The organism is Polynucleobacter yangtzensis (genome assembly GCF_027924165.1).
Classification (GTDB): Bacteria; Pseudomonadota; Gammaproteobacteria; order Burkholderiales; family Burkholderiaceae; genus Polynucleobacter; species Polynucleobacter yangtzensis.
In genome coordinates, this window is sequence record NZ_AP026973.1 from 1,334,623 (window position 1) to 1,361,040 (window position 26,418).

Below are 26,418 nucleotides of genomic sequence, written 5' to 3' on the forward strand. Positions count from 1 at the left end.
CTACTAATGCGTTTATTTAGAAATCTTTGGGATTAGGTCTGCTGCACCCTGTGACAGCAGATCTTTTGCAACTGCAAGACCTAGGGCTTCCGCATCCTCAACTGATTTCACTTGCGCACTGCCGTTAGCAAGACAAATAAATTTGCCATCGGTGCTTGCGACAAATGAGCGAATCTGCATTTGATTTTGATCCCAGACAGCGTGTGCAGCGAGCGGCACTTCACATGAGCCGCCCAACTGACGTGACACCATGCGCTCAGCAGAAACAGCGAATAGAGTTGGCAAATCATTTAATGGAGCAAGCCATTGCTTGATGTTCGGATGCTTACTTAAAGTTTCGATACCCAAAGCGCCCTGACCTGCAGCAGGCGTATAAGGATCATATGGCAAGAATGCACGGATGCGCGACTCCAAACCTAAACGTTTTAAGCCAGCAGCGGCCAAAATAATGGCTTGGTACTCGCCCTTATCCAATTTACCCATGCGTGTATCTAAATTACCGCGTAGGGGTTGAATCTCGAGATGAGGAAACTTGGCGCGCAAAACAGATTCGCGTCGCAAGCTAGATGTCCCAACAATCGCTCCAGCAGGAAGATCTTCCAGGCTAGGGTAATTATTAGAAACAAAAGCGTCTCTTGCATCTTCTCTTGCCATCACACAGGAAAGGTCAAAACCCTCTGGCATCACCATAGGGACATCCTTTAAGGAATGCACAGCCAAATCTGCACGACCATCCTCTAGGGCGGTTTCTAGCTCTTTTACAAAAAGACCCTTACCGCCCACTTTAGAGAGGGCTCTATCCAAAATCTGGTCACCGCGGGTAGTCATTCCCAAAATCTGGACATCGCAGTCCGGATAGAGCTTTTTAAGGCAATCTCGGACGTGCTCAGCCTGCCACATAGCTAGGCGACTTTCACGGGAGGCGATTACGAGGCGCTTTGGGGCTGCCGAGGGGGTGGAATTCAGGGTTTGGGACATAACATTTAAAATAATCAAAGACCTACACCAATATACTGTGTTTATGAGCTCATCAAACAATTCCTTAGACAACAAAGCCCAAGCTTGGTCGGCCCGTTTTGCCGAACCCGTTGACGAACTAGTACAGCGTTATACAGCCTCTATCGGCTTTGATCAACGCTTTGCGATGGTTGATATCGCTGGATCCCTAGCCCATGCTGAGATGTTGGCAACCCAAAAAATCATTAGCGCCCAAGATTTGGCTGATATTCAAAAGGGAATGGCGCAAATTAAGAGTGAGATCGAGTCCGGTCAATTTAAATGGCAACTCGCCCTTGAGGATGTTCACCTCAATATTGAAGCTCGTCTTACTGCCTTGGTTGGTGATGCTGGCAAGCGTTTGCATACCGGTCGTTCACGCAATGACCAAGTAGCAACTGATCTACGTCTTTGGCTTCGTGGCAGCGTCGATGACATTGCTGTGACTCTGAAATCTTTACGTGTGGCATTGTTGGATTTGGCTGAGAAGCATGCTTCAACCATCATGCCTGGTCACACCCATTTACAAGTAGCGCAGCCAATTACATTTGGTCACCACTTGATGGCCTACTATGAAATGTTTAGTCGTGATGCAAGTCGCTTAGCTGACTTGCGTGCTCGCTTTAATCGCTTGCCTTTGGGTGCAGCAGCTTTAGCAGGAACCACTTACCCAATCGATCGCGAGCAAGTCGCCAAGGCGCTTGGGTTTGATGGCATCTGCAATAACTCCTTGGACGCAGTATCTGATCGTGACTTTGCGATTGAGTTCTGTGCCTTTGCATCTATCTTGATGATGCACGTATCACGCCTTTCTGAAGAGCTCATCCTTTGGTTGAGCCCACGCTTTGGCTTTATTGATCTACCTGATCGCTTTTGTACTGGCAGCTCAATCATGCCGCAGAAGAAAAATCCTGACGTCCCTGAATTAGCTCGTGGCAAGACTGGTCGCGTTTATGGTGATTTGATTTCTTTATTGACTTTGATGAAAGGTCAGCCGCTTGCCTACAACAAAGACAACCAAGAAGATAAAGAACCTTTATTTGATGCTGTAGACACAGTGCAAGATACCTTGCGTATTTTTGCTGACATGGTTCCACACATTGAAGTTAAAGCCGAGGTAATGAAGAAAGCTGCTGAAGAAGGTTTTGCAACTGCAACCGACTTAGCCGACTACTTGGTTAAAAAAGGCTTAGCCTTCCGTGATGCACATGAAGCTGTAGCACATGCTGTTAAGGCCTGCGTAGGCAGAAACTGCATGCTGACTGATCTCAGCCTCTCCGAGCTTCGCTTTGCTTGTGGTCTTGATAATCGCCCTGAGTTAATGAGTGATGATGTTTTTGCATTGCTCACAGTGGATGGCTCAGTTCAATCACGCCAACACGCAGGTGGCACCGCCCCTGCTCAAGTTCTTGCAGCCATCAAACGGGGTCGTACAGATCTCTAAATTGCATGGGGTTTTGGTCCAAATTCTCTGCAGGCATTGATCGCGTAAACCAGCTTCTGGGTAAGGCAGCAAGCATGATGATTTTGCTGTCTTGCGTAGTGTCAGCAGCCAATGCACTTCTGCGCTATGGATTAGATATCAGCAACAACTGGCCACTTGAGCTGCAGTGGTACCTCTTTGCTGCCGCAGTCATGCTTGGCGCCTCCTACACACTTAGATGCAACGAGCACGTTCGGGTTGATTTAATTTATTCCCAGCTTTCTGATCGTGGTCGTTTATGGGTTGACCTCTTTGGCTTAACTTTCTTTTTGATGCCAGCTTGCCTATTGTTTGCATGGCTCTCATGGACCACTCTTTTTTATCCATCTTGGTTAGTGATGGAGCACTCGCTGAACTCTGGTGGATTAGCTCGCTACCCCATTAAGTTTGTGGTTCCATTTGGATTTTTCATGCTGAGCCTACAAGGCTTATCTGAAATCATCAAACGTATCGGTGCACTCAAAGGTGACATTACCTTGCCCGCCGAAGACCTTCGTTACGAAAAGCCGATGCAATGATTCCATTGGAGTGGATGCCACCCTTAATGTTTGGTGGACTGATCGTCTTTATGTTGATCGGCTTCCCGGTCGCCTTCTCACTGATGGCAGCAGGATTATTTTTCTCTCTCATTGCAATTAGCGAAGGCTTTTTTGGAATGGCATTTTTACAAGCTATTCCACAACGTATCTTTGGCAGCGTGCTCGCCAATGATTTATTACTAGCCATACCTTTCTTCACCTTTATGGGCGCCATTCTTGAGCGCTGTGGGCTTGCAGAAGAGATGCTTGATTCAATGGGGCAGCTTTTTGGGCGGGTCCGTGGAGGTCTAGGTTACTCCGTCATCATCGTTGGATTTATCTTGGGTGCCATTACCGGCACCGTAGCCGCTCAGGTGATCGCTATGGCAATGATCTCGTTACCGGTGATGATGCGTTACGGCTACAACATGCGCTACGCTACAGGCGTTTTAGCGGCATCTGGAACCATTACTCAATTAGTGCCACCATCATTGGTATTGATTGTTTTGGCAGATCAACTAAAAACACAAAGCGGCAGTGCTGATGTGGGCAGCATGTATCTGGGCGCATGGGGGCCCTCACTTCTACAGATCGCCCTCTTTGCGCTCTATACCTTCTTCCTAAGCCGCATTCGCCCCGACTACTTGCCGCCAGTTCCCGAGAGTGATCTCACGCTAAAGGGCTGGGCGCTTTGGAAAAAGTGCCTCATGGGAATCATCCCATCTGCAGTGCTAATTTTTTTAGTACTAGGGACCATCATGACTGGCATTGCAACACCGACAGAATCTGGAGCGATGGGCGCAATGGGTGCGCTATTACTAGCGTGGATTCGAAGGGCGAGCATTCCGAACCTTAATGGTCTAGTACAAGAGGCTTATCAGAACACTATGCGCATTACTGCCATGGTGGTATTTATTTTGATTGGGTCGACTTGCTTCTCTGTTGTGTTTCAAGGAGTGGATGGCGGCTTCTGGGTCGAAGAGCTTTTCTCCAATTTACCGGGCGGCTGGGTTGGCTTTCTAGTTGTAGTGAATTTATTTGTTTTCTTCTTAGCCTTTTTCCTGGACTTCTTTGAAATCGCATTCATCGTTGTACCGATGTTGGCGCCAGTAGCTGTCAAACTATTAGCCCCAGTACTTTTGGCATCCATGAATGGCAATCCACAAGCAGCGGCCAGCGCTGCTTTAGTTTGGTTTGGAGTCATGCTTTGCGTAAACATGCAAACCTCGTTCATGCACCCCCCATTTGGCTTTGCCCTTTTCTATCTCAGAGGCGTGGCTCCTAAGGAAGTGAAGAGTAGCGATATCTACTGGGGCGCCTTGCCTTGGGTAGCACTCCAATTAGTGATGGTTGCGGTCGTGATTGCTTTCCCCGCCTTGGTGACGACCTTCTTAGATAAGCCTGCTGCAGTCGCAGAGAGTCAGGACTTCAACTTCACCAGCGATGAAAATAAGCCAGATACCCCATCAACCAAGGTGGATGAGGATGCCCCGGTGACTTTTCAACTGGACAAGTCGGTCAAATAAAAATGCCCCGCATTTGCGGGGCATCGTATTGCAACATAAAGCCTGAATTAAAGAGTAATGTCGCGCTCTTGTCTAACGCAATCCACGTAGTACTCGCTTTTCCCATCAATGCTAGTTTTCACTAAACCGTGGATATCCGTTTCAAATCCAGGGAACTGCTCATTGAAGTCTCTAGCAAAGTAGAGATAGTCAATGATGCGTTTGTTAAAACGCTCGCCCGGGATAAGCAATGGAATGCCTGGAGGGTACGGTGTAACCAACATCGCAGTCACGCGCCCTTCCAGTTGATCTAGCGGCACACGATCTACCTGTTTATGGGCCATCTTCGCCCATGCTTCTGAAGGCATCATCGCAGGAACCATGTCTGAGGTATACATCTCTGTTGTCATACGTGCTACATCACGGCTCTTATAGAACTCATGGATCTGCTGACAAATATCTTTTAAGCCAACGCGCTCATAGCGTGGGTGTTTAGCTACGAACTCTGGCAACACTTTCCACAAAGGCGCATTCTTATCAAAGTGATCTTTAAATTGTTGCAATTCAGTTACAAGAGTATTCCAACGGCCCTTAGTAATGCCAATGGTGAACATGATGAAGAAGGAGTACAGGCCACACTTCTCAACGATCACACCATGTTCTGCAAGGTACTTGGTAACAATGCTGGCTGGGATACCCATCGAGCCAAAGTTACCCTCAATATCTAAACCAGGGGTAACCACTGTCGCTTTAATAGGATCTAGCATGTTGAAGTCTTTAGCCAACTTACCAAAGTCATGCCAAGCAGCGGATGGTTCTAAGACCCAATCTGAACGCTCACCAATACCCTCTTCGGCCAAATGATCTGGACCCCAGACCTTAAACCACCAGTCAGCACCAAACTTATCGTCCACTTCACGCATAGCGCGACGGAAATCCATTGCTTCAGCAATAGATTCTTCTACCAGGGTTGTGCCGCCAGGAGACTCCATCATGGCCGCAGATACGTCGCATGAGGCAATAATGGCGTACTGAGGGCTGGTTGAGGTATGCATCAAATAAGCTTCATTGAAACAGTCACGATCCAATTTTGTATCTTCCGCATCCTGCACTAATACTTGAGATGCCTGGGATAAGCCAGCCAATAACTTATGGGTTGATTGGGTAGCAAACATCAAACTCTTCTTGGTGCGCTTACGATCTGAGCCAATGGCATGCATATCCTTATAGAAAGAATGGAAGGCAGCATGTGGCAACCAAGCTTCATCGAAATGCAAAGAGTCAACTTTGCCATCGAGCATCTCTTTAATCATCTCAACGTTGTAGACGATGCCGTCATAGGTACTTTGAGTCAGCGTCATTACGCGAGGTACTACATTCTTATTTTTGATGAATGGATTGGCATCAATTTTCTTCTGAATGTTTTTCCATTCAAACTCTTCCTTTGGGATCGGGCCAATAATGCCCAGATGATTACGGGTAGGCATCAAGAAGATAGGAATCGCGCCCATCATGGTGATGGAATGAATGACTGATTTATGGCAATTGCGGTCCACCAATACAACATCGCCCGGCGCAACAGTAGAGTGCCAAACAATCTTGTTTGATGTTGAAGTGCCGTTAGTTACGAAGAACAAATGGTCGGCATTAAAGATGCGGGCAGCATTACGCTCGCTCTGTAAAACTGGGCCAGTATGGTCCAAGAGTTGACCCAACTCTTCAACAGCATTACAAACGTCAGCACGGAGCATGTTTTCACCAAAGAATTGGTGGAACATTCGCCCTACTGGGCTCTTTAAGAATGCAACGCCACCTGAATGGCCCGGGCAATGCCAAGAATATGAACCTTCAGAAGCGTAGTTAGTTAACGCCCGGAAGAATGGTGGCGCTAGAGAATCTAAGTACACCTTTGCTTCACGAATAATATGACGCGCAACAAACTCAGGCGTATCTTCATTCATATGAATGAAGCCGTGCAATTCACGCAAGATGTCATTAGGCATATGACGTGAAGTACGAGTCTCACCATACAAGAAGATTGGAATATCTTCATTACGCTTACGCACTTCGGTAATAAAAGCACGTAGGTTATTTAAAGCCGGAAGATCATGGTCTTCAGAATCAGAGTCAAACTCTTCATCATCAATCGAAACAATGAAAGTAGATGCGCGAGAAGCTTGCTGAGCAAACGAAGTCAGATCACCATAGCTGGTTAAGCCAATAACCTCCATGCCCTCATTCTCAATCGCCTCAGCAAGGTCACGAATTCCTGAGCCCGAAATATTTTCGGAGCGGAAGTCCTCATCAATAATGATGATTGGGAAACGAAATTTCATAAATACTCCCCTACTAACTTGTCCGATGTATTCGGAACCCACTTATCAAAATTGGTTAGATCAATTACTCGATCACCATCTGGCAATGCTGTGACTATATCGATGAATGTCGCATTTTGCTGCACATCTTTAGGCAAGTAAACATGGCGAGCGTAGACCTGATTGGCTAAGCTCTCGTGATAACCAGTGAAGGTAATCAGCAAATGCCATTGACGTTCAATTGCCTCTTTACCCAAGTAATCTTTTAAGGCGCTTGTCTCATCAACACTATGCATCGCAGTCCAAGTCAATGAGAATACTGGGCTCTCAGAACGGTGCAACTGCAATTCGACTGAGCGACGATAACGCTCACCCTCACTCGTCATACTCTCGGCGATCAACCACAGACGTAACTGCGCTTCGACAATATGCGAGCTGCGATCATTTGCTACGCGAAACTTAAATGTTTGTACGCCATCATGACTTCCAACGACAGCCACTTTAGAGAAGCGCACACCAGCAGTCGGTCTAGTGAAGCGTGCAAAAGCCAAACCGGTGGTTAATGCGGAATACACAATTCCAAAAAAGGCTTCAAAGGTCACTATGGCATTTGGCCAGCTACCTATTGGCGTCATACGACCGTAACCAATCGTTGCCATGGTTTGCACACTAAAGAAAAAGACATCCAACAAAGAACCGGGCTGAGCATGAGTAATTGCGCCATCTCCACAAGCCAAGTAAGCAAAGGCAAACAGAAGGTTGGCCCCAAGATAAACCAAGACCACCAGCAGCATAAAACTGCCCCAGCTAGTCCCTAAAAGCCAGTGATAAAAATTGTTCTCTGGACGTGCAACTTCAGTGCGCGAGAGTGTTGCACGATATTCGTCTAAATTAATTCGCGCAGGACGGCGATTAAATGGAAAAAATTTACGCACTGCCGTAATGGCTTAGGTCTTGGGCAGGGTAACGCCCCGCTGACCTTGATACTTACCACCGCGATCTTTATACGATGTACCACACACTTCATCACTCTCAAAGAAGAGTACTTGTGCACAGCCTTCACCTGCATAAATCTTGGCAGGCAATGGTGTGGTATTGGAAAACTCTAGAGTGACATAACCTTCCCACTCTGGCTCAAATGGTGTGACGTTCACAATAATGCCGCAACGTGCATATGTACTCTTACCAACGCAAACAGTAAGGACGCTGCGTGGAATTTTAAAGTACTCAACCGTTCTTGCTAGCGCAAATGAATTCGGCGGAATGATGCAAACGTCACCCTTGAAATCAACAAAGGATTGTTCGTCGAAATTCTTTGGGTCAACAATGGTGCTATTGATATTGGTGAAGATTTTGAATTCGTCTGCACAACGAATGTCATAGCCATAGCTTGAAGTGCCATAACTTACGATTTTGTTGCCTGAGGAGTCTTGGCGAACTTGCCCAGGTTCAAATGGGCTGATCATGCCTTGCTTGCCCATGCGGCGGATCCAGTGGTCAGATTTAATAGTCATGGGCGAATTGTAAAACCTTCGCCCATACCTGCCCATGAATTTATTGGGGTTTTTGGCTAAAAACGACCCTCTCAGGGGCGTTATAGATCTCGAAGTGTTTGCCAGAGCAGCGAGACAGGATGGTGAGATTGGTTTTGCGAGCCAGTTCTAACCCCATCAAGGTGACTCCTGAGCGGGTCAAGAGGAAGGGAATGCCCATCTGGGCGCCCTTAATTACCATCTCTGAGGTTAGGCGGCCAGTAGTAAAGAAAATGAGATCCCTGCCCGGTTTATTGGCCAACCACATCAAGCCAGAAATCGAGTCGACTGCATTGTGGCGACCCACATCCTCAATGAAATGCAAAAGACGTACGCCCTCATTACCGTCGCGCTCAAAAACTGCACATGCATGGACTGAACCAGACTTTTTATAGATGGTGTCATGAATGCGGATGGAGTCAATCAAAGTAACTATTGCCTCTTGGGACAATGTCGGTCCTTGAGGAAGCTGAATCTCGTCCATCTCCTCAATGAGGCCACCAAACATCGTGCCTTGTCCACATCCCGTCGTCACCACCCGCTTACTCGTTAGGGCATCAATATCCACCGTACTCCGGCGGGTTTTCACAGCAGCTGAATCCGTCTCCCAGTCCACCTGAATGCTCTCGATATCGTCTGGAGACTCAACCAGGCGCTGATTACGCAAATAGCCCAGCACTAGAGCCTCCGGAGCGCTACCCAGCGTCATGAGGGTTACAACTTCACGCTTATCTAAGTAAATAGTCAGAGGGCGCTCACCAGGAATATGGGTCTTTTTAAGACGTCCCATTTCATCCATAACCTCAACCTCATGCACTACGGGCACGGAGGCGCAGGACATCTGAATATTGGGTTTTGCTGCCATAAATACTCTCTCGGGGTCGGGCTTAAAGGAAGTTTATCGGGGTTTATGAAGACTTCACGGTGCTTTACTTTAACCGCAGACTAAAATCACTGCATAAGCCAGCATAATTGAGGGCTAAACCCCAGTTAACCTTTTAACCTTCTTATTTAAGTCCGCATTACATGAGCAGTTCCCAACGCCGCCTTCTTGTTACCTCCGCCCTACCGTATGCCAATGGTCAGATCCATATCGGCCATCTGGTGGAGTATGTACAGACCGATATTTGGGTTCGCTTCCAAAGAATGCGTGGCCATGAAGTGCATTACGTTGGCGCCGATGACACTCACGGCACCCCCATCATGTTGCGCGCCGAAAAAGAAGGTCTTACACCAAAAGAACTGATTGCTAATGTTTGGAAAGAACATAAGCGTGACTTTGATAACTTCCTGATTTCATTCGATAACTACTACACCACAGACAGTCCAGAGAATGAAAAACTTGCGCAGAGCATTTACATAAAGCTGCGTGATGCAGGATTGATTGAAAAGCGAGCTATTGAGCAAGCCTACGATCCTGTTAAGGAAATGTTTTTGCCAGATCGCTTCATTAAAGGCGAATGTCCTAAGTGTGGCGCCAAAGATCAATATGGCGACAACTGCGAAAAGTGTGGTGCAACCTACTCACCTACTGACCTCAAGAATCCATTCTCAGTAGTCAGTGGTGCAACACCAATCAAAAAGATTTCTGATCACTACTTCTTTAAGTTATCAGATCCGCGTTGCGAAGAGTTCTTGCGCGACTGGACTCAAGTAAAAACACCGTTGCAGCCAGAGGCTCGCAATAAGATGAAAGAATGGGTTGGTCAACCCGGCGAAAGCAAGTTGGGCGACTGGGATATCTCCCGCGATGCCCCGTATTTTGGGTTTGAAATCCCCGATGCACCAGGCAAGTACTTCTATGTCTGGCTTGATGCCCCTATTGGTTACTACGCTAGTTTCCTCAATTATTGCCAGGCTAAAGGCCTCAATTTTGATGAATGGGTTAAGCCAGATACAACAACTGAGCAATACCATTTCATCGGCAAAGACATTTTGTATTTCCATACTCTATTTTGGCCGGCTACTTTGCAATTTGCGGGTTACCGCACGCCAACCAATGTTTTTGCACACGGCTTCTTAACGGTTGACGGCGAGAAGATGAGTAAGTCACGCGGCACACTGATCTCTGCAAACAGCGTGATTGAATGCGGCTTTAATCCAGAGTGGTTCCGCTACTACTTTGCAACCAAGCTCAATGACAGCATGGAAGATTTAGATTTAAATCTTCAAGATTTTGTCGCGCGTGTTAACAGTGACTTATTAGGTAAATACATCAACATCGCAAGTCGAAGCGCTGGCTTCTTGGTGAAGCGTTTTGGAGGCGTTGTTTCTGATGAAGCAATGAGTAATCCACTGCTTAAAGAAATTGCGTCATCTAGCGAAAAAATTGCCGAACTCTATGAGGGACGCGAGTATGCCAAAGCACTGCGTACCGTCATGGAACTAGCAGATAAGGTGAATGGCTTTGTTGACGAGAACAAGCCATGGGAAATCGCCAAAGATCCAGAGCGTGAAGCTGAGCTGCAAAGGGTCTGCAGTATTACTCTTGAGGCATTCCGCATGCTCAGCCTGTATCTCAAGCCAGTTATTCCTCATGTAGCTGCTGGCGTAGAGGAATTTCTCTCCTTGCCATCCCTTTCCTGGGCGGACATTAATACCCCCCTTTCCAGCAAGACCCCTATCAAGCCATACAAGCACCTAATGACTAGGGTTGAAGCCCCACAAATTGAGGCTTTGCTGGCTGCAAACTTGTAAAAAGCCCCCTAAAAAAACACCTATAATGGCGGTTGTAGTCCCTAGATAACTTTTCGAATTAATTTCATAAGTTATTGAATTTATTGAGTATTTTAGGAAATGCCATGGCAAGATATCAATCTGAATTCACCCAGTTCTTAAATGAACTCAAATCCGAGCACCCAAACCTCGAGGCTGAACAGCAAGCTGGTCGCGCCCTTCTCTGGGACAAAGAGCCATTAAGCGTTGAAGATCAACGTCGCGCAAAAGCTGCGAAATTGAAGCAACGCGCTTACGTGTATTCGAATGACTAACTCTGGCAATGAGCCAAGCGCTCAGCCAATATCGGACTTACTAGATAGCACTCCATCGGTTACCGATGGCATGTCGGAAGCGTTCGCCAAACTGTATGGCGAGCCACTCTTTAAGCTCCCTACCGATCTTTATATCCCACCAGATGCACTAGAAGTTTTTCTAGAAGCATTTGAAGGCCCATTAGATCTACTGCTTTACCTCATTCGCAAACATAACTTCAACGTTCTGGATATTCCGATGGCACAGGTTACGCAACAGTACCTCAGCTACATCGATCAAATCCGTCATCACAATTTAGAACTAGCTGCCGAGTACTTACTCATGGCTGCTATGTTGATTGAAATTAAGTCCCGCATGCTTCTGCCAATGAAGAAGGCAGACAGTGAAGAAGAGGTGGAAGATCCACGCGCTGAATTGGTACGCCGCTTACTCGAATACGAGCGCATGAAACTTGCTGCTCAGGAACTTGATCAGATTCCACAACAAGGTCGTGACTTCCAAGTGGCTCATGGCTATGTGGACACTACTATTGCGATTGCATGGCCGGATGTCAATGTAGAAGACTTGCAAGCAGCTTGGCGTGATGTTCTACACCGTGCCAAGCTCACGCAACATCACACCATTACTCGTGAAGAATTATCAGTGCGCGACTTCATGACACGCATCTTGCGCCGTTTACAAGGCACTAAATTCGTAGAGTTTGGTGAGTTATTTGAAGATGCCATTAAATCTGGCAAAGGCATACCAGTGGTGATCGTGAACTTCATCGCAATGCTTGAGCTCTCACGTGAAGCTTTAGTTGAAATTACTCAAGCTGAGCCGTATGCGCCAATTTATGTGCGTCTTGCCTACACCCCTGTTGCATGAAAATTATTAGCGACATTCAGGAGTTGCGTGACCACTTGCGCGGCCAAAACCGTGCGTCATTTGTACCAACCATGGGTAACCTCCATGAGGGCCACCTCTCTCTAATGCGCTTAGCAAGACAACATGGTGATCCTGTAGTTGCCAGCATCTTTGTGAACCGTTTACAGTTTGGTCCCAACGAAGATTTTGATAGCTACCCTCGCACTATGCAGGCTGATATCGATAAGCTGGAAAAAGAAGGTGTGTATATCTTGTTTGCACCTACCGAGCGCGATCTATACCCACAGCCCCAAGAATACCGAGTTGATCCACCGCAGCAGTTAGGCGACATCCTCGAGGGTGAGTTCCGCCCTGGATTCTTTAAGGGTGTTTGCACCGTTGTTCTAAAGCTCTTCTCTTGTGTTCAGCCTAAGGTTGCCGTGTTTGGTAAAAAAGATTACCAACAGTTAATGATTATTCGCCAGATGGCCAAGCAGTTTGCTTTGCCAGTGGAAATTATTCCTGGTGAAACCATTCGTGCGGAAGATGGCCTTGCCCTCTCCTCGCGTAATGGCTACCTTTCAGTTGAAGAACGTGCTGAAGCACCAGAGCTTATGAAGACATTAAAAGAAGTACGCCAACGTGTACTTGATTTGAATGTACGCGATGCGAATGCAATCTCTGAAATTGAAAAATTAGCAGTTGCCTCTCTAGCAAACCGCGGTTGGAAGCCTGATTACATTGCGATACGTCAGCAAAGCGATTTAGCGCCTGCATCAAACGAGCAACTGCAAAATGGTGAACCACTCGTCATCCTCACAGCAGCTAAGCTTGGCAAAACACGCCTGATTGATAACTTAGAGATTTAATCATTAAGGCGTCTAGGGCCATGCTTTCAGTATTTGGCGATGGCAAATCATGCCATAAGCAGTGCAACCAACTTAGAAAGGTGCAAATTGCAAAACTTATTTTTCAAAACTGAGCTTAGCTTAATCTTAGCCCTTTGTATTGGGTTTATAGGTCTCACAACCATCATTACAGCACTTTTTGTGATTCCAAAAACCAAATCTCTGCTTGAAAAATATGAAGGCCTGGTCGCCCCTTTTTTTAGCCTACCTGCAGTTCTATTTTCTTTAACCGCTGCCCTGCTGGCGACCTCTGTCTGGGATAACTATAGTGTTGCTACTAGAGCCATCAAAACCGAGAGTCAAAGTGTTATGACTATTATTAGTCTAGCAAATTCCGCTCCAAATTTGAAAGATAGCAACCTTGTAACTTCAGCCAAGGTTTATATAAAGTCAATCGTTGAGGATGAGTGGAAAACGTTAGCAACAGGGCGATCAAACTCACCAATTACTGACGAAAAATTTATCGCCATGAGATCAGAAATATTTAAGGCGGTGAATACTCAGCCCGACAAGGCTGAATCAAAGGCATTGTTAAACGAGTTCTATGCCATCAATACAGCGCGTGAAACTCGTCAAGCGTATGCTTCATTTGATCTTCATCCCGTTCGTTGGTATGCGATCCTTTTTTTAGCAGTATTGGTACTGATATCTGTCGCTTTTAGTCACTCTACGAAGCCGAAAGCCTTAATGGTAGCCATGTCAATCGCCACCCTCACTGTTCTCACGCCGCTTTGTATTCTGGCCTTGACCTTTAGCAGCCCCTATCAAGGTCTAATTTCGATCTCGCACGCTCCTTATTTGCAGATCATCAAATAATCTGCAAAGGCAAATCGAGGCTAGAGGGGTTAGAGGGCAAAGAACTGCCCTACTTCTAAATTCAGCTCTTTAGCTAATTCAGCACCAGTCACCTTACCTGCAGCGCCTTTGGCCTTGAGGACTTCAATCTGCCCACCATGGCAGGTGATGAAGATTGAATCAAGCGTGATCTGAGTTACTTCTCCAGGTTTGCCTTTGACAGCGCCGAATGTAGCAGCTACGTGCTTGTGGCAATCGTAGATCTGAACCTTTTGCTCGCCAAACTTCGTCCACGCACCAGGTGCTGGATTGCATGCGCGGATCAAGTTGTAGATCTGGCTAATATGGGTTGCCCAATGAATCTGAGCAGCATTCGCATCAAACCAACCTTCGTAGTTCGCTTGGGATTCATCTTGAACAATTTCTTGATGCTTGCCTGCGACCACCAAGTCAGCTGCTTCGAGCAATGCTTTAACGCCGATTGGGAAAAGGTGATCAAAGTAGATCTTGCCTAATGTGTCATTAGGCCCAATGGCAACTTCTTTTTGCAAAATTACTTCGCCTTCATCCAGACCATCAGATGGGCGGAAGATCGTTAAGCCCGTTTTCTCTTCACCTAATGCGATCGCCCAGTTAATGGCGCTTGGGCCGCGATATTTAGGTAGTAAGGATGGGTGATATTGAATAGTGCCGTGCTTCGGAATCTTGCAGAGCTCTTGCGGTACAAATTGAATGACATATGCCATTACGCAGATATCTGCATTACTATCAATCAGCGCCTGAGCAGCCTCAGGCCCCTTCAGAGAGGCAAACTGCAAGGGGTTTAATCCCCTTGCGAGTGCAGCTTCTTTTAAGACTTCCGGCTTGCTTGATTTAGGATTATCAGGTGGGCAGAAAACGGCAACCACTTCATCGCCGCGATCTAAAAAAGCTTCTAATGCTGCTTTACCAAAATCCGCACTCCCAATCAAAGCAACCCGCATCTTAGATCACCTTGTCGTGACGGAGAGAAATCAAATCGTCAGTGGTGTAACCCAACTCATGAAGAATCTCATCGGTGTGCTCACCAAGCAATGGTGAACGTGTCACTTCTGTTGGGCTATCAGACATCTTGATTGGGTTACCAACAGTGAGGTATTTGCCACGAATTGGATGATCCACTTCAACCACGGTGCCAGTAGCACGCAATGCAGGCTCTTCAGCGATTTCTTTCATGGACAAAATTGGGCCGCATGGAATGTCGTACTGATTGAGGATATCCATTACTTCAAACTTGGTCATCGTCATAGTCCACTTCTCGATCTCACCGAAAATTTCCATGAGATGTGGCAAGCGCGCCATTGGTGATGCAAAACGTACATCAGTAATCCAATCTTCACGACCGATTACTTTGCAAATGGCCTCCCAAACTGGAGCCTGAACGATTACATACATATAGGCGTTTGGATCTGTTTCCCAACCTTTGCATTTCACAATCCAGCCCGGCTGACCACCGCCAGAAGCATTGCCTGCGCGGGGTACGGAGTCGCCGAACTCACCGTTCGGGAACTGAGGGTACTCTTGCATCAAGCCAACACGCTCTAAACGCTGTTGATCGCGCAACTTCACGCGGCACAAGTTCAATACTGCATCTTGCATTGCTGCCAATACCTTCTGACCACGGCCAGAGTGAGTACGTTGATACAGGGCAGTCACAATACCGAGCGCTAAATGCAAACCAGTTCCGCTATCACCGATTTGTGCACCAGTTACCATCGGAGGACCATCGTCAAAACCAGTGGTTGATGCTGAGCCGCCCGCGCATTGCGCTACGTTCTCATACACTTTGCAATCTTCGTATGGGCCAGGACCAAAGCCTTTTACAGAAGCCATGATCATCATTGGATTAAGTTCTTGTATACGCTCCCAAGAAAATCCCATGCGATCCAAAGCACCTGGTGCAAAGTTCTCAACTAAAACGTCGCACTCTTTAATGAGGCGCTCAAGAATTTCTTTACCCTTTTGGGTTTTGGTATTTACGGTAATAGAACGCTTGTTATGGTTCAACATCGTGAAATACAAGCTATCAGCATCAGGGATATCGCGCAACTGACCGCGTGTTGCATCACCTTCGCCAGATTTTTCCACTTTGATTACGTCAGCACCAAACCAAGCCAGTAACTGAGTACAGGTTGGGCCTGATTGAACGTGCGTAAAGTCGAGGATTTTGACCCCTTCTAGTGCTTTTGCCATGGTTTAAGTCCTAATAAGAATGAAAATTTTGAATTGAGGCAATTTTACCAGCGGGAAATAGGGAAAAATGGTGCGTGCCCAATATTTGGGCACAGATCCCTTTTAAGCCTGAATTGGCGTCGCTATAAGACTATATGTGGCTAAGTCTGAGGATTTTCAAGATCGGCAAGACGCTTTTTGAGAGCCCTTTCTTGGGCAAAGCGCTCGGTTTCATCCCGAATGATGGCTACCACCCCATTGGCCTTACCAGAGGCGTCAAATAGCATTCCTACTGTAAAGGCAATCGACAGCATGCTGCCATCCTTATGTTTGGCAGGCACCTTCAATAGAGATGTTCCATAGCGAGTGGTGCCGGTCTCCATGGAGTGGCTGTAACCCTCATTGTGTTTTTGACGTTGGCGCTCTGGAACTATGAGATCCAAAGTATTACCCAAAGCCTCTTCTTCCAAATATCCAAAGATACGAGTTGCGGCAGGATTCCAAAGCACGATCTTTTCATGGGCATCAGCCACGATGATCGCATCACCTACGCACTCCACTAATTGATGTAAATCGATATCGGTATTCATGGGTCCAGTCTATAGAATAAAAAAGGCGCCCACAAGGAGCGCCTTCAAGATAATGCCAGTGTTACTTATTATTAAACTGCTTTAGCCGTGTGCAACTTAGCAATGTCATCAGCGCTGTAGCCAAGGTCAGCCAACACTTCATCGGTGTGCTCACCTAATACTGGAGATGGCTTCACTTCGATTTCCAAATCAGAGAACTTGATTGGGCTACCGATTGTCAAATACTTACCACGTACTTTGTGATCAACTTCAACGATAGAACCGCTCTTACGCAAGTCTGGTGAAGCAGCCAATTCTTTCATTGAGAGAACTGGAGCGCATGGAATATCGAATTTGCGGAGGATGTCCACAGCTTCGTACTTAGTCTTATCTTTGAGCCAGTCTTCGATAGTTGCGAAGATGTCAAAAATCTTATCTTGACGAGCTTCAGCAGTCATATATGCTGGATCAGTTGCCCACTCTGGTTTGCCCAAAGCTTTAGTAATTGGCTCCCAAGCGTGACCTTGAATTGTGAAATAGATATACGCGTTTGGATCTGTTTCCCAACCCTTACACTTCAACACCCAACCTGGCTGACCGCCACCACCAGCGTTACCGCCGCGTGGAACTACGTCAGTGAATGAACCGTGTGGGTATTGTGGGTACTCTTCCAAGTATCCAACTTTGTCCAAACGTTGTTGATCGCGCAACTTCACGCGGCACAAGTTCAATACAGCGTCTTGCATTGAGCAAGATACTTTTTGACCTTTGCCAGTTTTTTGACGCTGCATCAACGCTGTCAAGATACCGATTGCCAAGTGCATACCAGTGTTTGAGTCGCCCAAAGCAGCAGCAGAAACTGTAGGAGGACCATCCCAGAAACCAGTAGTAGAAGCGGCGCCACCAGCACACTGAGCAACGTTCTCATACACTTTTAAGTCTTCGTATGAGTGGCCATCACTAAAGCCCTTAACAGAAGCCAAAATCATTTTTGGGTTCAACTCTTGAATACGCTTCCAAGAGAATCCCATGCGGTCTAACGCACCTGGGCCAAAGTTCTCAACCATTACATCTGAAACTTTAATCATCTTCTCTAAAACTTCTTTACCTTCTGGAGTCTTAGTATCCAAAGTCAAAGAGCGCTTATTGCCGTTGAGCATTGTGAAATACAAAGCATCAGCACCCGGCACATCGCGTAACTGGCTACGAGTAACGTCGCCAGCACCTGGACGCTCAACCTTGATGACGTCTGCGCCATAAAAGCCCAATAACTGAGTACATGCAGGACCTGCTTGTACGTGTGTAAAGTCAATAATGCGAATACCGTCTAATGGTTTAGTCATGTTGTTTCTCCTTAAGTCTTTCTTGTTTACTTCTAAATTTATCTTGAATTACTTCTTAGCAGCTGCTGTGGATGGGTTTAAGTTTGTTAAACGTCCACTCTCAGTACCTGCAGTTTCATCAATAACAGCATTGATGAGAGCTGGTTTACCGGCAGCAATTGCTTCTGTTAAGGCCGCTTCTAACTCTGCTGGTGTAGTTACGTAGTAACCTACGCCACCAAATGCTTCAATCATCTTGTCGTAACGAGCGTCCTTAACAAACACGGTGGGCGCAACATCAGCACCGCCAGTTGGATTAACGTCGGTACCGCGGTATACACCGTTGTTATTGAAAACAACTGTTGTAATTGGCAAGTTGTAACGGCAAATAGTTTCCAATTCCATACCGCTGAAACCGAACGCGCTATCACCCTCTACGGCTACTGTTGGCAAACCGCTAGTTACAGCAGCACCAATCGCATAACCCATACCGATACCCATAATTCCCCAAGTACCAGAGTCAAAACGCTTACGTGGCTTATACATATCAACGATTGCGCGGCAATAGTCGAGTGTATTTGCACCTTCGTTTACCAAGTTCACATCTGGGTTCTTCTTGATCACATCACGAATCACACGCAATGCACCATGGAAGTTCATTGGGTTTGCTTCTTTAGCCAATGTCTCAGCCATCTTGGCTGTGTTCTTATCTTTCTTCTCGGTGATAGCTGCAATCCACTCAGCGCTTGGCTTGGGAACAGCAGAGATGCCCTTCAAGAGCTCACCAACGCATGAACCAATATCACCAATTAATGGAGCAGCGATTTGTACGTTGCTATCCACTTCGTTTGCCTGAATATCGATTTGGATAAATTTCTTAGGTTCTTTACCCCAAGTTTTACCTTTACCATGTGCAAGCAACCAATTCAAACGCGCACCAACCAATAACACTGCATCAGCTTCAGCTAATACAAATGAGCGCGCTGCAGAAGCAGACTGTGGATGATTGTCTGGCAACAAACCTTTAGCCATAGACATTGGCAAATAAGGAATGCCAGATTTTTCAACCAAATCACGGATCTCTTTATCAGCTTGAGCATAAGCAGCGCCTTTACCCAACAGAATCAATGGACGCTTAGCACCCTTCAACACGTCTAATGCACGAGCAACCGCATCAGCCGCTGGGATCTGACGTGGAACTGGATCGATTACCTTGAAGATGGATTTCTTAGCTTCTTCAACAGGCATTGTTTGCGCGAGCAACTGTGCTGGCAAGTCCAAATACACACCACCTGGGCGACCAGAAACCGCAGCGCGAATTGCACGTGCAAAACCGATGCCAATATCTTCGATATGGTTAATACGATAAGCAGCTTTGCAATATGGCTTAGCCGCGTTGAGCTGATCCATCTCTTCGTAGTCGCCTTGTTGCAAGTCAACGATTTCACGCTCGCTTGAACCAGAGATCAAAATCATTGGGAAGCAGTTCACAGTTGCATTAGCAAGTGCTGTTAAGCCATTCAAGAAACCAGGTGCAGAAACTGTCATGCAAATGCCTGGCTTTTGCGTCATGTAACCAGCAATCGCTGCAGCATTACCTGCATGCTGCTCATGACGGAAGCCAATAAAACGCAAACCTTCAGCCTGTGCTAAACGACATAAGTCGGTAATTGGAATACCAACCAGGCCGAAAATCGTATCAAGGTCGTTTGCCTTTAAGGCGTCAATGACGAGATGGAAACCATCCGTTAACTGTGTGTTTTGATTATCTGTTGTCATAGAAATTTTTCAAGAATCACAAATCGCCCGATAAGGGCTAATGCAATTTAGCTTTCGCTAATGTCTCCAATTTAGTTATTAATCGCACTGCGGAATTTTTGACCCCGCTTAGGCTGAGATGAATATTAGGCTTGGGGAGGGGGTTCATCATTGACTTCGGTCAATTTCCCTCTAAATCCTGTAATTACAGCTGGGTGGCTACTTATACAAAAAGCTCTTTATGCTTTGTTTTGAGGCGACTCAATGTCTCCGGGGAGAGGTTGAGGTAAGCCGCCAGCTCCTTTTTAGGAAGGAGCTCAAACAAATCCTCGTATTTACGCAGGAAACGCTCTACCCGACCTGGGGCATCGAGCATATGCAAAGTGATCGTATGGGCCATGATTTCACTCATCAGGCGCATGACTTCAAACTCAAAACTCTCTTTAAGAATCTTGTGCTCATCCAAGAACTCCGCCCACTTCTTGAGGGGCATACGAGCCACGCGGGCCTTGGTCACAGAGGCAATACTGTAGGGGGCAGCCGTCTTCAGACGCCATGCCGCATAGCTAGTTTCAATATCTTTTTCGATGGCAAAACGCAGGATCATTTCTTTTGCATCTGCACTAGAAACAATACGCTTTAGGATGCCGTCCAAAACAAAGTACTGCTCCATCTGATGGTCGCCTTGATGAAGCAAAATTTCCGATTTTTTGAGGTCCGAGATCTCTAAATGACGCTCCAACTCAGCCATTGCAGCTGGATCTAAGCTTTTTAAGACCGAGTTTTGGCTCAACTGCAGACGAATCAGGTTTTTTTCGGGATGCTTATCTAATACGGTCATCAATACTTGCTCCTAGAGCTCACATTGTAGGCTTTTTTACCTTTTTAAGCGGGATTTGGGGGCTTTGACCCCAGCAGATAAGCTAGAATGGCGGGGTCGTGGTGCTTTATTGCAATGCAATAAAGTTAAACGGGAAACACTAAACGTGTGCTGCCCCCGCAACGGTAGGTAAATGCGTCTTTTATTCTCACTTTAAAGGCGTCAGGAATCTGACAAAGCCACTGTGCGCGTCAATCGCATGGGAAGGCCAGATTCTGATATTTACTAGCCCGGATACCGGCCAAGACAGGTGGAATTTTGCGGACGGGGATCTTCGCGCGCCAATAAAGCGCAACCTGCGCCTCATTGACGCCTGAACTCCTGCACGTGAAATTCTGTTCGACCAAGCTAACGGGGAAGTTAGCTAGGCAATCGATAACAGAAAGTCTTTTATGAACTTGCAGTTAAAGCAGAAAAAAATCGCCGTAGTATGTGGCACCCTTCTCTCCCTCAGCATCAACCAGCTAGCATTTGCACAAAATAATCCATCTACACTCATTGTGACTGGTACGCGATTTGAGGAAAACCTTAATCAGGTCCCAGCGAATGTCAAAGTGATTACGCGCGATGAAATTGAGAACTCAACCTCCAACACAATTCCTCAGGTGCTATCACAAATTGGCGGCTTAAGAGTAAGCGGTTTAAATTCAAGCGCCTTAAATTTAGATGCATCAGTCGACATGGGTGGATTTGGACCAACCGGCAACAGCACAACCGCAATCTTGGTTGATGGCATCCGAGTAAATCCAATTGATTCAGGAAGCGTCGACTGGGAATCTATTCCAATCGATTCCATTGAGCGTATCGAAATTCTTCAGGGTGGCGCAAGTGTTCAATACGGCAATGGTGCAGTTGGTGGCGTGATCAACATCATCACTAATGGTGGCAAGAAAACAATTAACCAGGCCTCTGCGACCTACGGCACTTGGGGCACCTCCATTAACAATGCCATCTTTAGAAATACAGTCGATAAAACGACTTTACAAGTCAGCGCCAACACATCGAATACCAATGGCTGGCGTCCTAATACAGCGGCAAACGCCTACTCTATCGATGCGAAAATTTTGCAAGATTTAGGCAACAGAGATCGCTTTTTTGTTGATGCATATTACGGCTACACCAATTCACAACTTGCTAGTCCTGTAGTGGGATTGGTTGGCTCAGGAAACCCACTCTCCGTTAGACCGCAAAATGCGGGCAATAACATAACAACCAATAATTCTGGCTTTCGCCAAGGATTAACAAAAACATTAAGCGAGAATTACGTAGTAGAAATCGATACCTCTTATAACAATAAATCTTCTTTCTTCTACGTACCCCAAGCAGATTACTTTGCTAGCCCCGAGTTTGGTTCAGCCGGTAGTCCGATGAATAATAAATTGCAAGGCTGGCAGCTTGCTTTGTCACCGCGCCTGAAAGCAGACTTTGGCGTTATTGGCACTTCGATCTTTGGCTATGATTTCTCGAAAGCGAATCAAGCTGGAAGCAATAGCTACACGCCACAATCTCAAAGCATCATTCTCGCGAATCAATTCGATGCCACGAGCAATCCCTTTGGAACTTATTACAACAATCTAACAAGCGATTCGCAAAACGCCACACAAATTAATAATTCAGTCTACGTAATGCAAAGAGTTCCCCTAGGAAATATTTTGGAGGCAAGCGGAGGATTCCGTCGACAAGTGCAGCAAGCATCAACAACTAGCTCTGCCATCACCGCTTCCAATGGGACTGTCTCTGGCAATCAGCAATATGCTGCCAATGCAGGAGATTTAGCGCTTAATGCTAACTACCTGCCAGGACAGCGTGTGTATGTAAAGTGGAATCAGTCCTTCAGATTCCCCAATATTGACGAATACTGGGGTCTTCTATACAACCCAATAACCCAAACTACATCAACCGTCTTTAGCGGGATTTTGCAACCACAAACAACTCAGACATATGAGGTTGGCGGCAACTGGGATGTTTTGAGTTCTAAAGTGACATCGTCGATATTTAAGTCGATGACACAAAATGAAATTAGCTATAACCCTGCCACAGGTTACAACTACAACTCAATTTATCAAGTGAATCGCGGCGGAATTCTATTGGATGTTGCATCTAATATTTCACCCTCATTCAATATTGGCTTCGGAGGAAAATACCAAAAGTCATACTATGCCAATGGGCCATTTTCCGGAAATGCTATTCCAGTAGTTCCAGACACGCTTCTTAATGCTAGAGCGAATTACCTCATTGCAACAAATTGGACCATTGGTGGAGTAGTGAATTACGTTAGCAGTCAGCATTACGATACCGGCCCAAGCTACTACAGCGCAACACCAGTGATGCCGTCTTACGTCATTGGGGATATATTTACCTCGTATAAGTTCCAAGGCATTGAAGCACGTCTTACAGTCAAAAACGTTGGTAATGCGCAATATGCCACGTACGGAACTGCGCCAAGCAATGTCTCTAGTCGTTACTCTTACTATCCAAGCGAACCAAGGTCGGTTTTTGTAACCCTGAAATACAACTTCAATTAAACACCCCAGTAATGATTCGCCTACTTTAAGACCCCAATTCTGCATTGCGGTCTTAAAGTAGCGCCCTCCCCCATGGTTTGAAGCTGAGGCTACAATGCCAATATGAGTGAATTAAGCCCAATTCCCCCAAGCGAAGATACTAGCGATCTAAGTTCGCTGAGCATCTCTATTGCCCGCATATCCGAAAAAATTTCATTGATTGAAGATGCAGTAAGAAACTTGAATCAAAATCGAGCGCAACTGGAAGGCAAAATTGATGAAGCTCAAAAACGCGTTCAACGCATTTTGAGTCGCCTACCAGATCAAAGTGATGGTCGCCAACTAAATCTACTTGGCGAAGTTGCTACACCAAACAATCCAGAGGATGATAATGAGCCAACAACGCATTGAAGTCAGCCTTGCCGGCCAAAAAATCACCTTAGCAACGAGCGCTGAGCATGAACCTTTATTAAGAGCAGCATGCGTCCTAGTTGACGAACAAATTCAGCTTGCTATTAGTGGTGGTAATCGCAGCATTGAACGCGCCAGCATGATGGCGGCGCTCAAAATTGCCGGCGACCTCATTACATTACAAAAAAATCAAACGCAGCAAAGCAACTCCTCCAACGTGAGCTCCGATGAAATCACTCGCCTGCAAAGTGAAATTCGCGCTCTAGAGGATCAAGTCGACGCTTTGATGCAAACCCTTTCCCTGCCTGGTTCGCCAAGGCCAATAGTTCCTTGAACCGATGCGCAAGCATCCGGAACGATCTTTACCTTGTGGGCGTGAGCGTTTCGAAAGTTCACAGTGCCAACTTAGACTTGGTCACTCCCTGAGCCTCTTAATGCACCCGAAACAGAGTAGCCGTTCCACCTTGAACCTTAGGGTTCAGGATGACGGCCTAGCGGCTAAGGCGGGGAATTCATGTTACTAAGCGATATCGCCATGTTGATGCTGTGTGGCAGCATCTCCGGATTTTTAGCAGGCCTACTAGGCATTGGTGGCGGCATGATTCTGGTGCCATTCATGATCTTAGTTTTTAACCATCAAGGCTTTAGTCAAGAAGTGATTGTGCACATGGCCATCGCTACTGGTATGGCCACCATCTTGTTCACCACCACCTCCGCAATTTGGGCGCATCACAAACATGGCTCTATCGATTGGAAGTTGGTTGGGTCGCTGAGTCCCGGCTTGGTCGTTGGCAGTTTGATTGGTGGCAGCGAGATTTTTGAAGCCCTAAATACTTCTTGGCTCTCACTTTTCTTCGCCATTTTTATTATCTATACATCCATTCAGATGCTGCTCAATAAAAAGCCTAAGCCAGGTAGAGATTTACCTGGTTCTCTAGGCTTATTTGGGTTTGGATCATTTGCAGGAGCACTATCGAGCTTAGTGGGGGCCGGCGGGGCCTTCATCACTGTGCCATTTATGCTCTGGTGCAATGTCAAACCACACGTTGCTATGGCGAGCTCCTCTGGCTTGGGCTTTCCGATTGCAGCAGCAGCCACTGCAGGCTACATTTACGGTAGTTGGGGTCACCCCAACCTACCCTCCGGGTCTCTAGGATTTGTTTATTTACCAGCGGTAGTGTGTATTGCGGCAGTGAGTATTTTCACAGCACCGCTTGGCGCCAAAATGGCTCGCAAACTGGATGTGGCACAACTCAAACGTATTTTTGGGGTGATGCTACTAATGCTTGCGGCCTTCATGTTTAATGAAAGCCGCAAGGCATTTGGTTACTAACTAACTAGTAAATTGCTGGCGCAAAATATTCTTTTGCACTTTACCCATAGCATTACGCGGTAAATCAGAAACAATTTCCACGCGCTTTGGAATCTTGAAGTTTGCAATTTGTGTTTTCAAAGTAGCGATCATCTCTTCGGCATTTAATTTAGCCCCAGCCTTGGGCACAACTACCGCCATCACTGCCTCACCGAAATCCGGATGCGGAATGCCAATCACAGCGCTTTCTTCAACACCAGGCATGTCATCGATAAAGCTTTCAATTTCTTTTGGATAAACGTTATAGCCACCAGAAATAATTAAATCCTTACTGCGGCCAACGATACACAAATACTCCTTCGGTGCTTTGCCGCCATTGGCATCACCACCCCAACGACCAACGTCACCTGTCTTGAACCAACCATCTTTGGTAAATTCTTCAGCAGTCTTCTCTGGCATACGCCAGTAGCCTTTGAATATGTTTGGACCTTTAACCTGAATGCCGCCAATTTCATCGACCTTGCAAGGTTTATTGTCTTCATTCACTACACGTACCTTTACACCAGGAAGAGGCAGGCCAACAGAGCCACCTACGCGCTTACCTTTATAAGGATTGGAGACCAACATCACAGTCTCACTCATGCCATAGCGTTCCAAAATCGGCTGGCCAATGACTTCCTTGAAAGTATTAAACGTTTCTGTAAGTAGAGGAGCAGAACCAGAAACAAATAGACGCATATTGCGCGCCACTTTCTTATTAAAGCCTTTATCAGCTAATAAACGCACATAGAATGTTGGCACACCCATCATCACTGTTGACTGTGGCATATGTTTGATGAGTTGCGCAGTATCTAAGCGCGGCAACCAAATCATCTTGCTGCCATTAATCAATGCGCCATGAGCTGCAACAAACAAACCGTGAACGTGGAAGATTGGCAAAGCGTGCAATAGAACATCACCTTTTTTCCAACCCCAAAACTTTTGCAATACTTGAGCATTGCTGCCCAAGTTCTTATGAGTCAGCATTGCACCTTTGCTACGGCCAGTAGTGCCGGAGGTATACAAAATAGCCGCAAGATCATCATCCTTAGCGGGTACAGTTTTGAATTTATCGCTTAAACCAGCTGCACGGTCTAACAAAGAACCGGTGCGGTTTTCATCTAGGGTAAAGACATGCTTAGTGCCGGCTTTAGCGGCAACCTTAGATACCCAAGATAGGTTCTTACTGCTGCATACAACTACCGCCGGCTCAGCATTCTCTAAAAAATATTGAATTTCAGCAGACTGGTAGGCGGTATTGAGTGGCAAATACACATAACCCGCACGTATCGTTGCCAGGTATAGAAAAAGAGCCTCGGGTGACTTTTCAACCTGAACTGCAACCCTAGACCCTTTTGGCAACTTCAAGCTGGCAAGTAAATTTGCCAGCTTTGCCGTTGCAGCCTCAAGGTCACCCCAGGAGTAATACAGACCATCATGCGTCTCGAGAGCGCATGCTTTTTTATCTTTTGGAAAACCTTTTTCCAATAGTGAATATAAATTCATTTAAACCTCAAACCCCA

At 46.4% G+C, this 26,418-nt stretch carries 23 protein-coding genes, 1 other RNA gene, 1 pseudogene and 1 riboswitch; of the genes and pseudogenes, 13 read left to right on the forward strand and 12 right to left on the reverse strand.

Annotated elements, in window-relative coordinates; genetic code table 11:
- Positions 1-12 precede the first annotated feature (12 nt).
- On the reverse strand, positions 13-978 hold the full coding sequence (hemC, locus tag QMF28_RS06610; protein ID WP_281741837.1) for a hydroxymethylbilane synthase: 966 nt from the start codon (positions 976-978) through the stop codon (positions 13-15).
- A gap of 43 nt (positions 979-1,021) precedes the next feature.
- Between hemC and argH the strand changes: the two genes are divergently transcribed.
- The 3 genes from argH to QMF28_RS06625 are packed head-to-tail and all read left to right on the forward strand — an operon-like array spanning position 1,022 to position 4,523.
- Positions 1,022-2,440, forward strand: coding sequence for an argininosuccinate lyase (argH, locus tag QMF28_RS06615; RefSeq protein ID WP_281741839.1), 1,419 nt, complete (start codon positions 1,022-1,024; stop codon positions 2,438-2,440).
- 5 nt (positions 2,441-2,445) lie between these two features.
- Complete coding sequence (locus tag QMF28_RS06620; protein WP_281741840.1) at positions 2,446-2,997, forward strand: TRAP transporter small permease subunit; 552 nt, start codon at positions 2,446-2,448, stop codon at positions 2,995-2,997.
- On the forward strand, positions 2,994-4,523 hold the full coding sequence (locus QMF28_RS06625; RefSeq protein WP_281741841.1) for a TRAP transporter large permease: 1,530 nt from the start codon (positions 2,994-2,996) through the stop codon (positions 4,521-4,523). Before QMF28_RS06620 ends, QMF28_RS06625 begins: the two co-directional genes overlap by 4 nt.
- 47 nt (positions 4,524-4,570) lie before the next feature.
- Here QMF28_RS06625 and QMF28_RS06630 read toward each other — a convergent pair whose 3' ends face one another.
- The 4 genes from QMF28_RS06630 to QMF28_RS06645 are packed head-to-tail and all read right to left on the reverse strand — an operon-like array spanning position 4,571 to position 9,214.
- Positions 4,571-6,838 (reverse strand): arginine/lysine/ornithine decarboxylase, encoded by a 2,268-nt coding sequence (locus QMF28_RS06630; protein ID WP_281741843.1) that lies wholly within the window; start codon positions 6,836-6,838, stop codon positions 4,571-4,573.
- Complete coding sequence (locus QMF28_RS06635) at positions 6,835-7,752, reverse strand: ion channel (RefSeq protein WP_281741844.1); 918 nt, start codon at positions 7,750-7,752, stop codon at positions 6,835-6,837. The genes QMF28_RS06630 and QMF28_RS06635 overlap by 4 nt, the downstream gene beginning before the upstream one ends.
- A gap of 12 nt (positions 7,753-7,764) precedes the next feature.
- Positions 7,765-8,331 carry a dCTP deaminase gene (dcd, locus tag QMF28_RS06640; protein ID WP_281741846.1) on the reverse strand — a complete coding sequence of 189 codons (567 nt, stop codon included), beginning with the start codon at positions 8,329-8,331 and terminating at the stop codon, positions 7,765-7,767.
- Between the two features lie 40 nt (positions 8,332-8,371).
- Entirely contained in the window at positions 8,372-9,214 is an 843-nt protein-coding gene (locus QMF28_RS06645; protein ID WP_068323836.1) for a formate dehydrogenase accessory sulfurtransferase FdhD, read from the reverse strand.
- 161 nt (positions 9,215-9,375) lie between these two features.
- On the opposite strand from QMF28_RS06645, the gene metG reads away from it, so the two are divergent.
- The 5 genes from metG (at position 9,376) to QMF28_RS06670 (ending at position 13,910) form a co-directional block, all read left to right on the forward strand.
- On the forward strand, positions 9,376-11,046 hold the full coding sequence (metG, locus tag QMF28_RS06650) for a methionine--tRNA ligase (RefSeq protein ID WP_345739965.1): 1,671 nt from the start codon (positions 9,376-9,378) through the stop codon (positions 11,044-11,046).
- A 104-nt stretch (positions 11,047-11,150) separates the two neighbouring features.
- Positions 11,151-11,339, forward strand: a complete 189-nt coding sequence (locus tag QMF28_RS06655; RefSeq protein ID WP_068323839.1) for a DUF3460 family protein — start codon at positions 11,151-11,153, stop codon at positions 11,337-11,339.
- The gene (locus QMF28_RS06660; protein ID WP_281741850.1) at positions 11,332-12,207 is read left to right on the forward strand and encodes a segregation and condensation protein A; all 876 of its coding nucleotides are present in this window, start codon (positions 11,332-11,334) and stop codon (positions 12,205-12,207) included. The genes QMF28_RS06655 and QMF28_RS06660 overlap by 8 nt, the downstream gene beginning before the upstream one ends.
- Entirely contained in the window at positions 12,204-13,055 is an 852-nt protein-coding gene (panC, locus tag QMF28_RS06665) for a pantoate--beta-alanine ligase (protein ID WP_281741852.1), read from the forward strand. The genes QMF28_RS06660 and panC overlap by 4 nt, the downstream gene beginning before the upstream one ends.
- 39 nt (positions 13,056-13,094) lie before the next feature.
- Positions 13,095-13,910 (forward strand): bestrophin-like domain, encoded by an 816-nt coding sequence (locus tag QMF28_RS06670; RefSeq protein ID WP_281741854.1) that lies wholly within the window; start codon positions 13,095-13,097, stop codon positions 13,908-13,910.
- A 29-nt stretch (positions 13,911-13,939) separates the two neighbouring features.
- Here QMF28_RS06670 and QMF28_RS06675 read toward each other — a convergent pair whose 3' ends face one another.
- The 6 genes from QMF28_RS06675 to QMF28_RS06700 all read right to left on the reverse strand — a co-directional run bounded on the left by QMF28_RS06675 (position 13,940) and on the right by QMF28_RS06700 (position 20,590).
- Positions 13,940-14,872, reverse strand: a complete 933-nt coding sequence (locus QMF28_RS06675; protein ID WP_281741856.1) for a methionyl-tRNA formyltransferase — start codon at positions 14,870-14,872, stop codon at positions 13,940-13,942.
- Position 14,873: 1 nt separating this feature from the next.
- Positions 14,874-16,121, reverse strand: coding sequence for a formyl-CoA transferase (gene frc / locus QMF28_RS06680; RefSeq protein WP_068323848.1), 1,248 nt, complete (start codon positions 16,119-16,121; stop codon positions 14,874-14,876).
- 140 nt (positions 16,122-16,261) lie between these two features.
- Complete coding sequence (locus tag QMF28_RS06685; RefSeq protein ID WP_068323851.1) at positions 16,262-16,690, reverse strand: PAS domain-containing protein; 429 nt, start codon at positions 16,688-16,690, stop codon at positions 16,262-16,264.
- Between the two features lie 71 nt (positions 16,691-16,761).
- A complete protein-coding gene (gene frc, locus QMF28_RS06690) occupies positions 16,762-18,012 on the reverse strand; it encodes a formyl-CoA transferase (protein ID WP_281741859.1) in 1,251 nt (416 codons plus the stop codon).
- A 48-nt stretch (positions 18,013-18,060) separates the two neighbouring features.
- Positions 18,061-19,770 carry an oxalyl-CoA decarboxylase gene (gene oxc, locus QMF28_RS06695; protein WP_068323857.1) on the reverse strand — a complete coding sequence of 570 codons (1,710 nt, stop codon included), beginning with the start codon at positions 19,768-19,770 and terminating at the stop codon, positions 18,061-18,063.
- 202 nt (positions 19,771-19,972) lie between these two features.
- Positions 19,973-20,590, reverse strand: coding sequence for a Crp/Fnr family transcriptional regulator (locus QMF28_RS06700; protein ID WP_068323860.1), 618 nt, complete (start codon positions 20,588-20,590; stop codon positions 19,973-19,975).
- An 82-nt stretch (positions 20,591-20,672) separates the two neighbouring features.
- Positions 20,673-20,889, forward strand: a riboswitch (cobalamin riboswitch).
- Positions 20,890-21,021: 132 nt separating this feature from the next.
- On the opposite strand from QMF28_RS06700, the gene QMF28_RS06705 reads away from it, so the two are divergent.
- The 5 genes and pseudogenes from QMF28_RS06705 to QMF28_RS06720 all read left to right on the forward strand — a co-directional run bounded on the left by QMF28_RS06705 (position 21,022) and on the right by QMF28_RS06720 (position 24,877).
- A complete protein-coding gene (locus tag QMF28_RS06705) occupies positions 21,022-23,154 on the forward strand; it encodes a TonB-dependent receptor (protein ID WP_281741861.1) in 2,133 nt (710 codons plus the stop codon).
- A 102-nt stretch (positions 23,155-23,256) separates the two neighbouring features.
- On the forward strand, positions 23,257-23,544 hold the full coding sequence (locus tag QMF28_RS06710; protein ID WP_068323866.1) for a hypothetical protein: 288 nt from the start codon (positions 23,257-23,259) through the stop codon (positions 23,542-23,544).
- A pseudogene (locus tag QMF28_RS09965) lies at positions 23,525-23,740 on the forward strand (cell division protein ZapA); the annotation flags it as partial. The gene QMF28_RS06710 and the pseudogene QMF28_RS09965, both read left to right, overlap by 20 nt.
- A 99-nt stretch (positions 23,741-23,839) precedes the next feature.
- Positions 23,840-24,058: non-coding RNA, 6S RNA (ssrS, locus tag QMF28_RS06715), on the forward strand.
- A complete protein-coding gene (locus tag QMF28_RS06720) occupies positions 24,059-24,877 on the forward strand; it encodes a sulfite exporter TauE/SafE family protein (RefSeq protein WP_281741863.1) in 819 nt (272 codons plus the stop codon).
- On the opposite strand, the gene QMF28_RS06725 is transcribed toward QMF28_RS06720, so the two are convergent.
- Positions 24,878-26,401, reverse strand: coding sequence for a malonate--CoA ligase (locus tag QMF28_RS06725; protein WP_281741865.1), 1,524 nt, complete (start codon positions 26,399-26,401; stop codon positions 24,878-24,880).
- Positions 26,402-26,418: the final 17 nt, after the last annotated feature.

What these genes read in the sequence shown, in the direction of transcription:
- hemC (WP_281741837.1), bottom strand. Translation starts at nt 978, where the DNA reads ATGTCCCAAACCCTGAATTCCACCCCCTCGGCAGCCCCAAAGCGCCTC.
- argH (WP_281741839.1), top strand. Translation starts at nt 1,022, where the DNA reads ATGAGCTCATCAAACAATTCCTTAGACAACAAAGCCCAAGCTTGGTCG.
- QMF28_RS06620 (WP_281741840.1), top strand. Translation starts at nt 2,446, where the DNA reads ATGGGGTTTTGGTCCAAATTCTCTGCAGGCATTGATCGCGTAAACCAG.
- QMF28_RS06625 (WP_281741841.1), top strand. Translation starts at nt 2,994, where the DNA reads ATGATTCCATTGGAGTGGATGCCACCCTTAATGTTTGGTGGACTGATC.
- QMF28_RS06630 (WP_281741843.1), bottom strand. Translation starts at nt 6,838, where the DNA reads ATGAAATTTCGTTTCCCAATCATCATTATTGATGAGGACTTCCGCTCC.
- dcd (WP_281741846.1), bottom strand. Translation starts at nt 8,331, where the DNA reads ATGACTATTAAATCTGACCACTGGATCCGCCGCATGGGCAAGCAAGGC.
- QMF28_RS06645 (WP_068323836.1), bottom strand. Translation starts at nt 9,214, where the DNA reads ATGGCAGCAAAACCCAATATTCAGATGTCCTGCGCCTCCGTGCCCGTA.
- metG (WP_345739965.1), top strand. Translation starts at nt 9,376, where the DNA reads ATGAGCAGTTCCCAACGCCGCCTTCTTGTTACCTCCGCCCTACCGTAT.
- QMF28_RS06655 (WP_068323839.1), top strand. Translation starts at nt 11,151, where the DNA reads ATGGCAAGATATCAATCTGAATTCACCCAGTTCTTAAATGAACTCAAA.
- QMF28_RS06660 (WP_281741850.1), top strand. Translation starts at nt 11,332, where the DNA reads ATGACTAACTCTGGCAATGAGCCAAGCGCTCAGCCAATATCGGACTTA.
- panC (WP_281741852.1), top strand. Translation starts at nt 12,204, where the DNA reads ATGAAAATTATTAGCGACATTCAGGAGTTGCGTGACCACTTGCGCGGC.
- QMF28_RS06670 (WP_281741854.1), top strand. Translation starts at nt 13,095, where the DNA reads ATGGCAAATCATGCCATAAGCAGTGCAACCAACTTAGAAAGGTGCAAA.
- QMF28_RS06675 (WP_281741856.1), bottom strand. Translation starts at nt 14,872, where the DNA reads ATGCGGGTTGCTTTGATTGGGAGTGCGGATTTTGGTAAAGCAGCATTA.
- frc (WP_068323848.1), bottom strand. Translation starts at nt 16,121, where the DNA reads ATGGCAAAAGCACTAGAAGGGGTCAAAATCCTCGACTTTACGCACGTT.
- QMF28_RS06685 (WP_068323851.1), bottom strand. Translation starts at nt 16,690, where the DNA reads ATGAATACCGATATCGATTTACATCAATTAGTGGAGTGCGTAGGTGAT.
- frc (WP_281741859.1), bottom strand. Translation starts at nt 18,012, where the DNA reads ATGACTAAACCATTAGACGGTATTCGCATTATTGACTTTACACACGTA.
- oxc (WP_068323857.1), bottom strand. Translation starts at nt 19,770, where the DNA reads ATGACAACAGATAATCAAAACACACAGTTAACGGATGGTTTCCATCTC.
- QMF28_RS06700 (WP_068323860.1), bottom strand. Translation starts at nt 20,590, where the DNA reads ATGACCGTATTAGATAAGCATCCCGAAAAAAACCTGATTCGTCTGCAG.
- QMF28_RS06705 (WP_281741861.1), top strand. Translation starts at nt 21,022, where the DNA reads ATGAACTTGCAGTTAAAGCAGAAAAAAATCGCCGTAGTATGTGGCACC.
- QMF28_RS06710 (WP_068323866.1), top strand. Translation starts at nt 23,257, where the DNA reads ATGAGTGAATTAAGCCCAATTCCCCCAAGCGAAGATACTAGCGATCTA.
- QMF28_RS06720 (WP_281741863.1), top strand. Translation starts at nt 24,059, where the DNA reads ATGTTACTAAGCGATATCGCCATGTTGATGCTGTGTGGCAGCATCTCC.
- QMF28_RS06725 (WP_281741865.1), bottom strand. Translation starts at nt 26,401, where the DNA reads ATGAATTTATATTCACTATTGGAAAAAGGTTTTCCAAAAGATAAAAAA.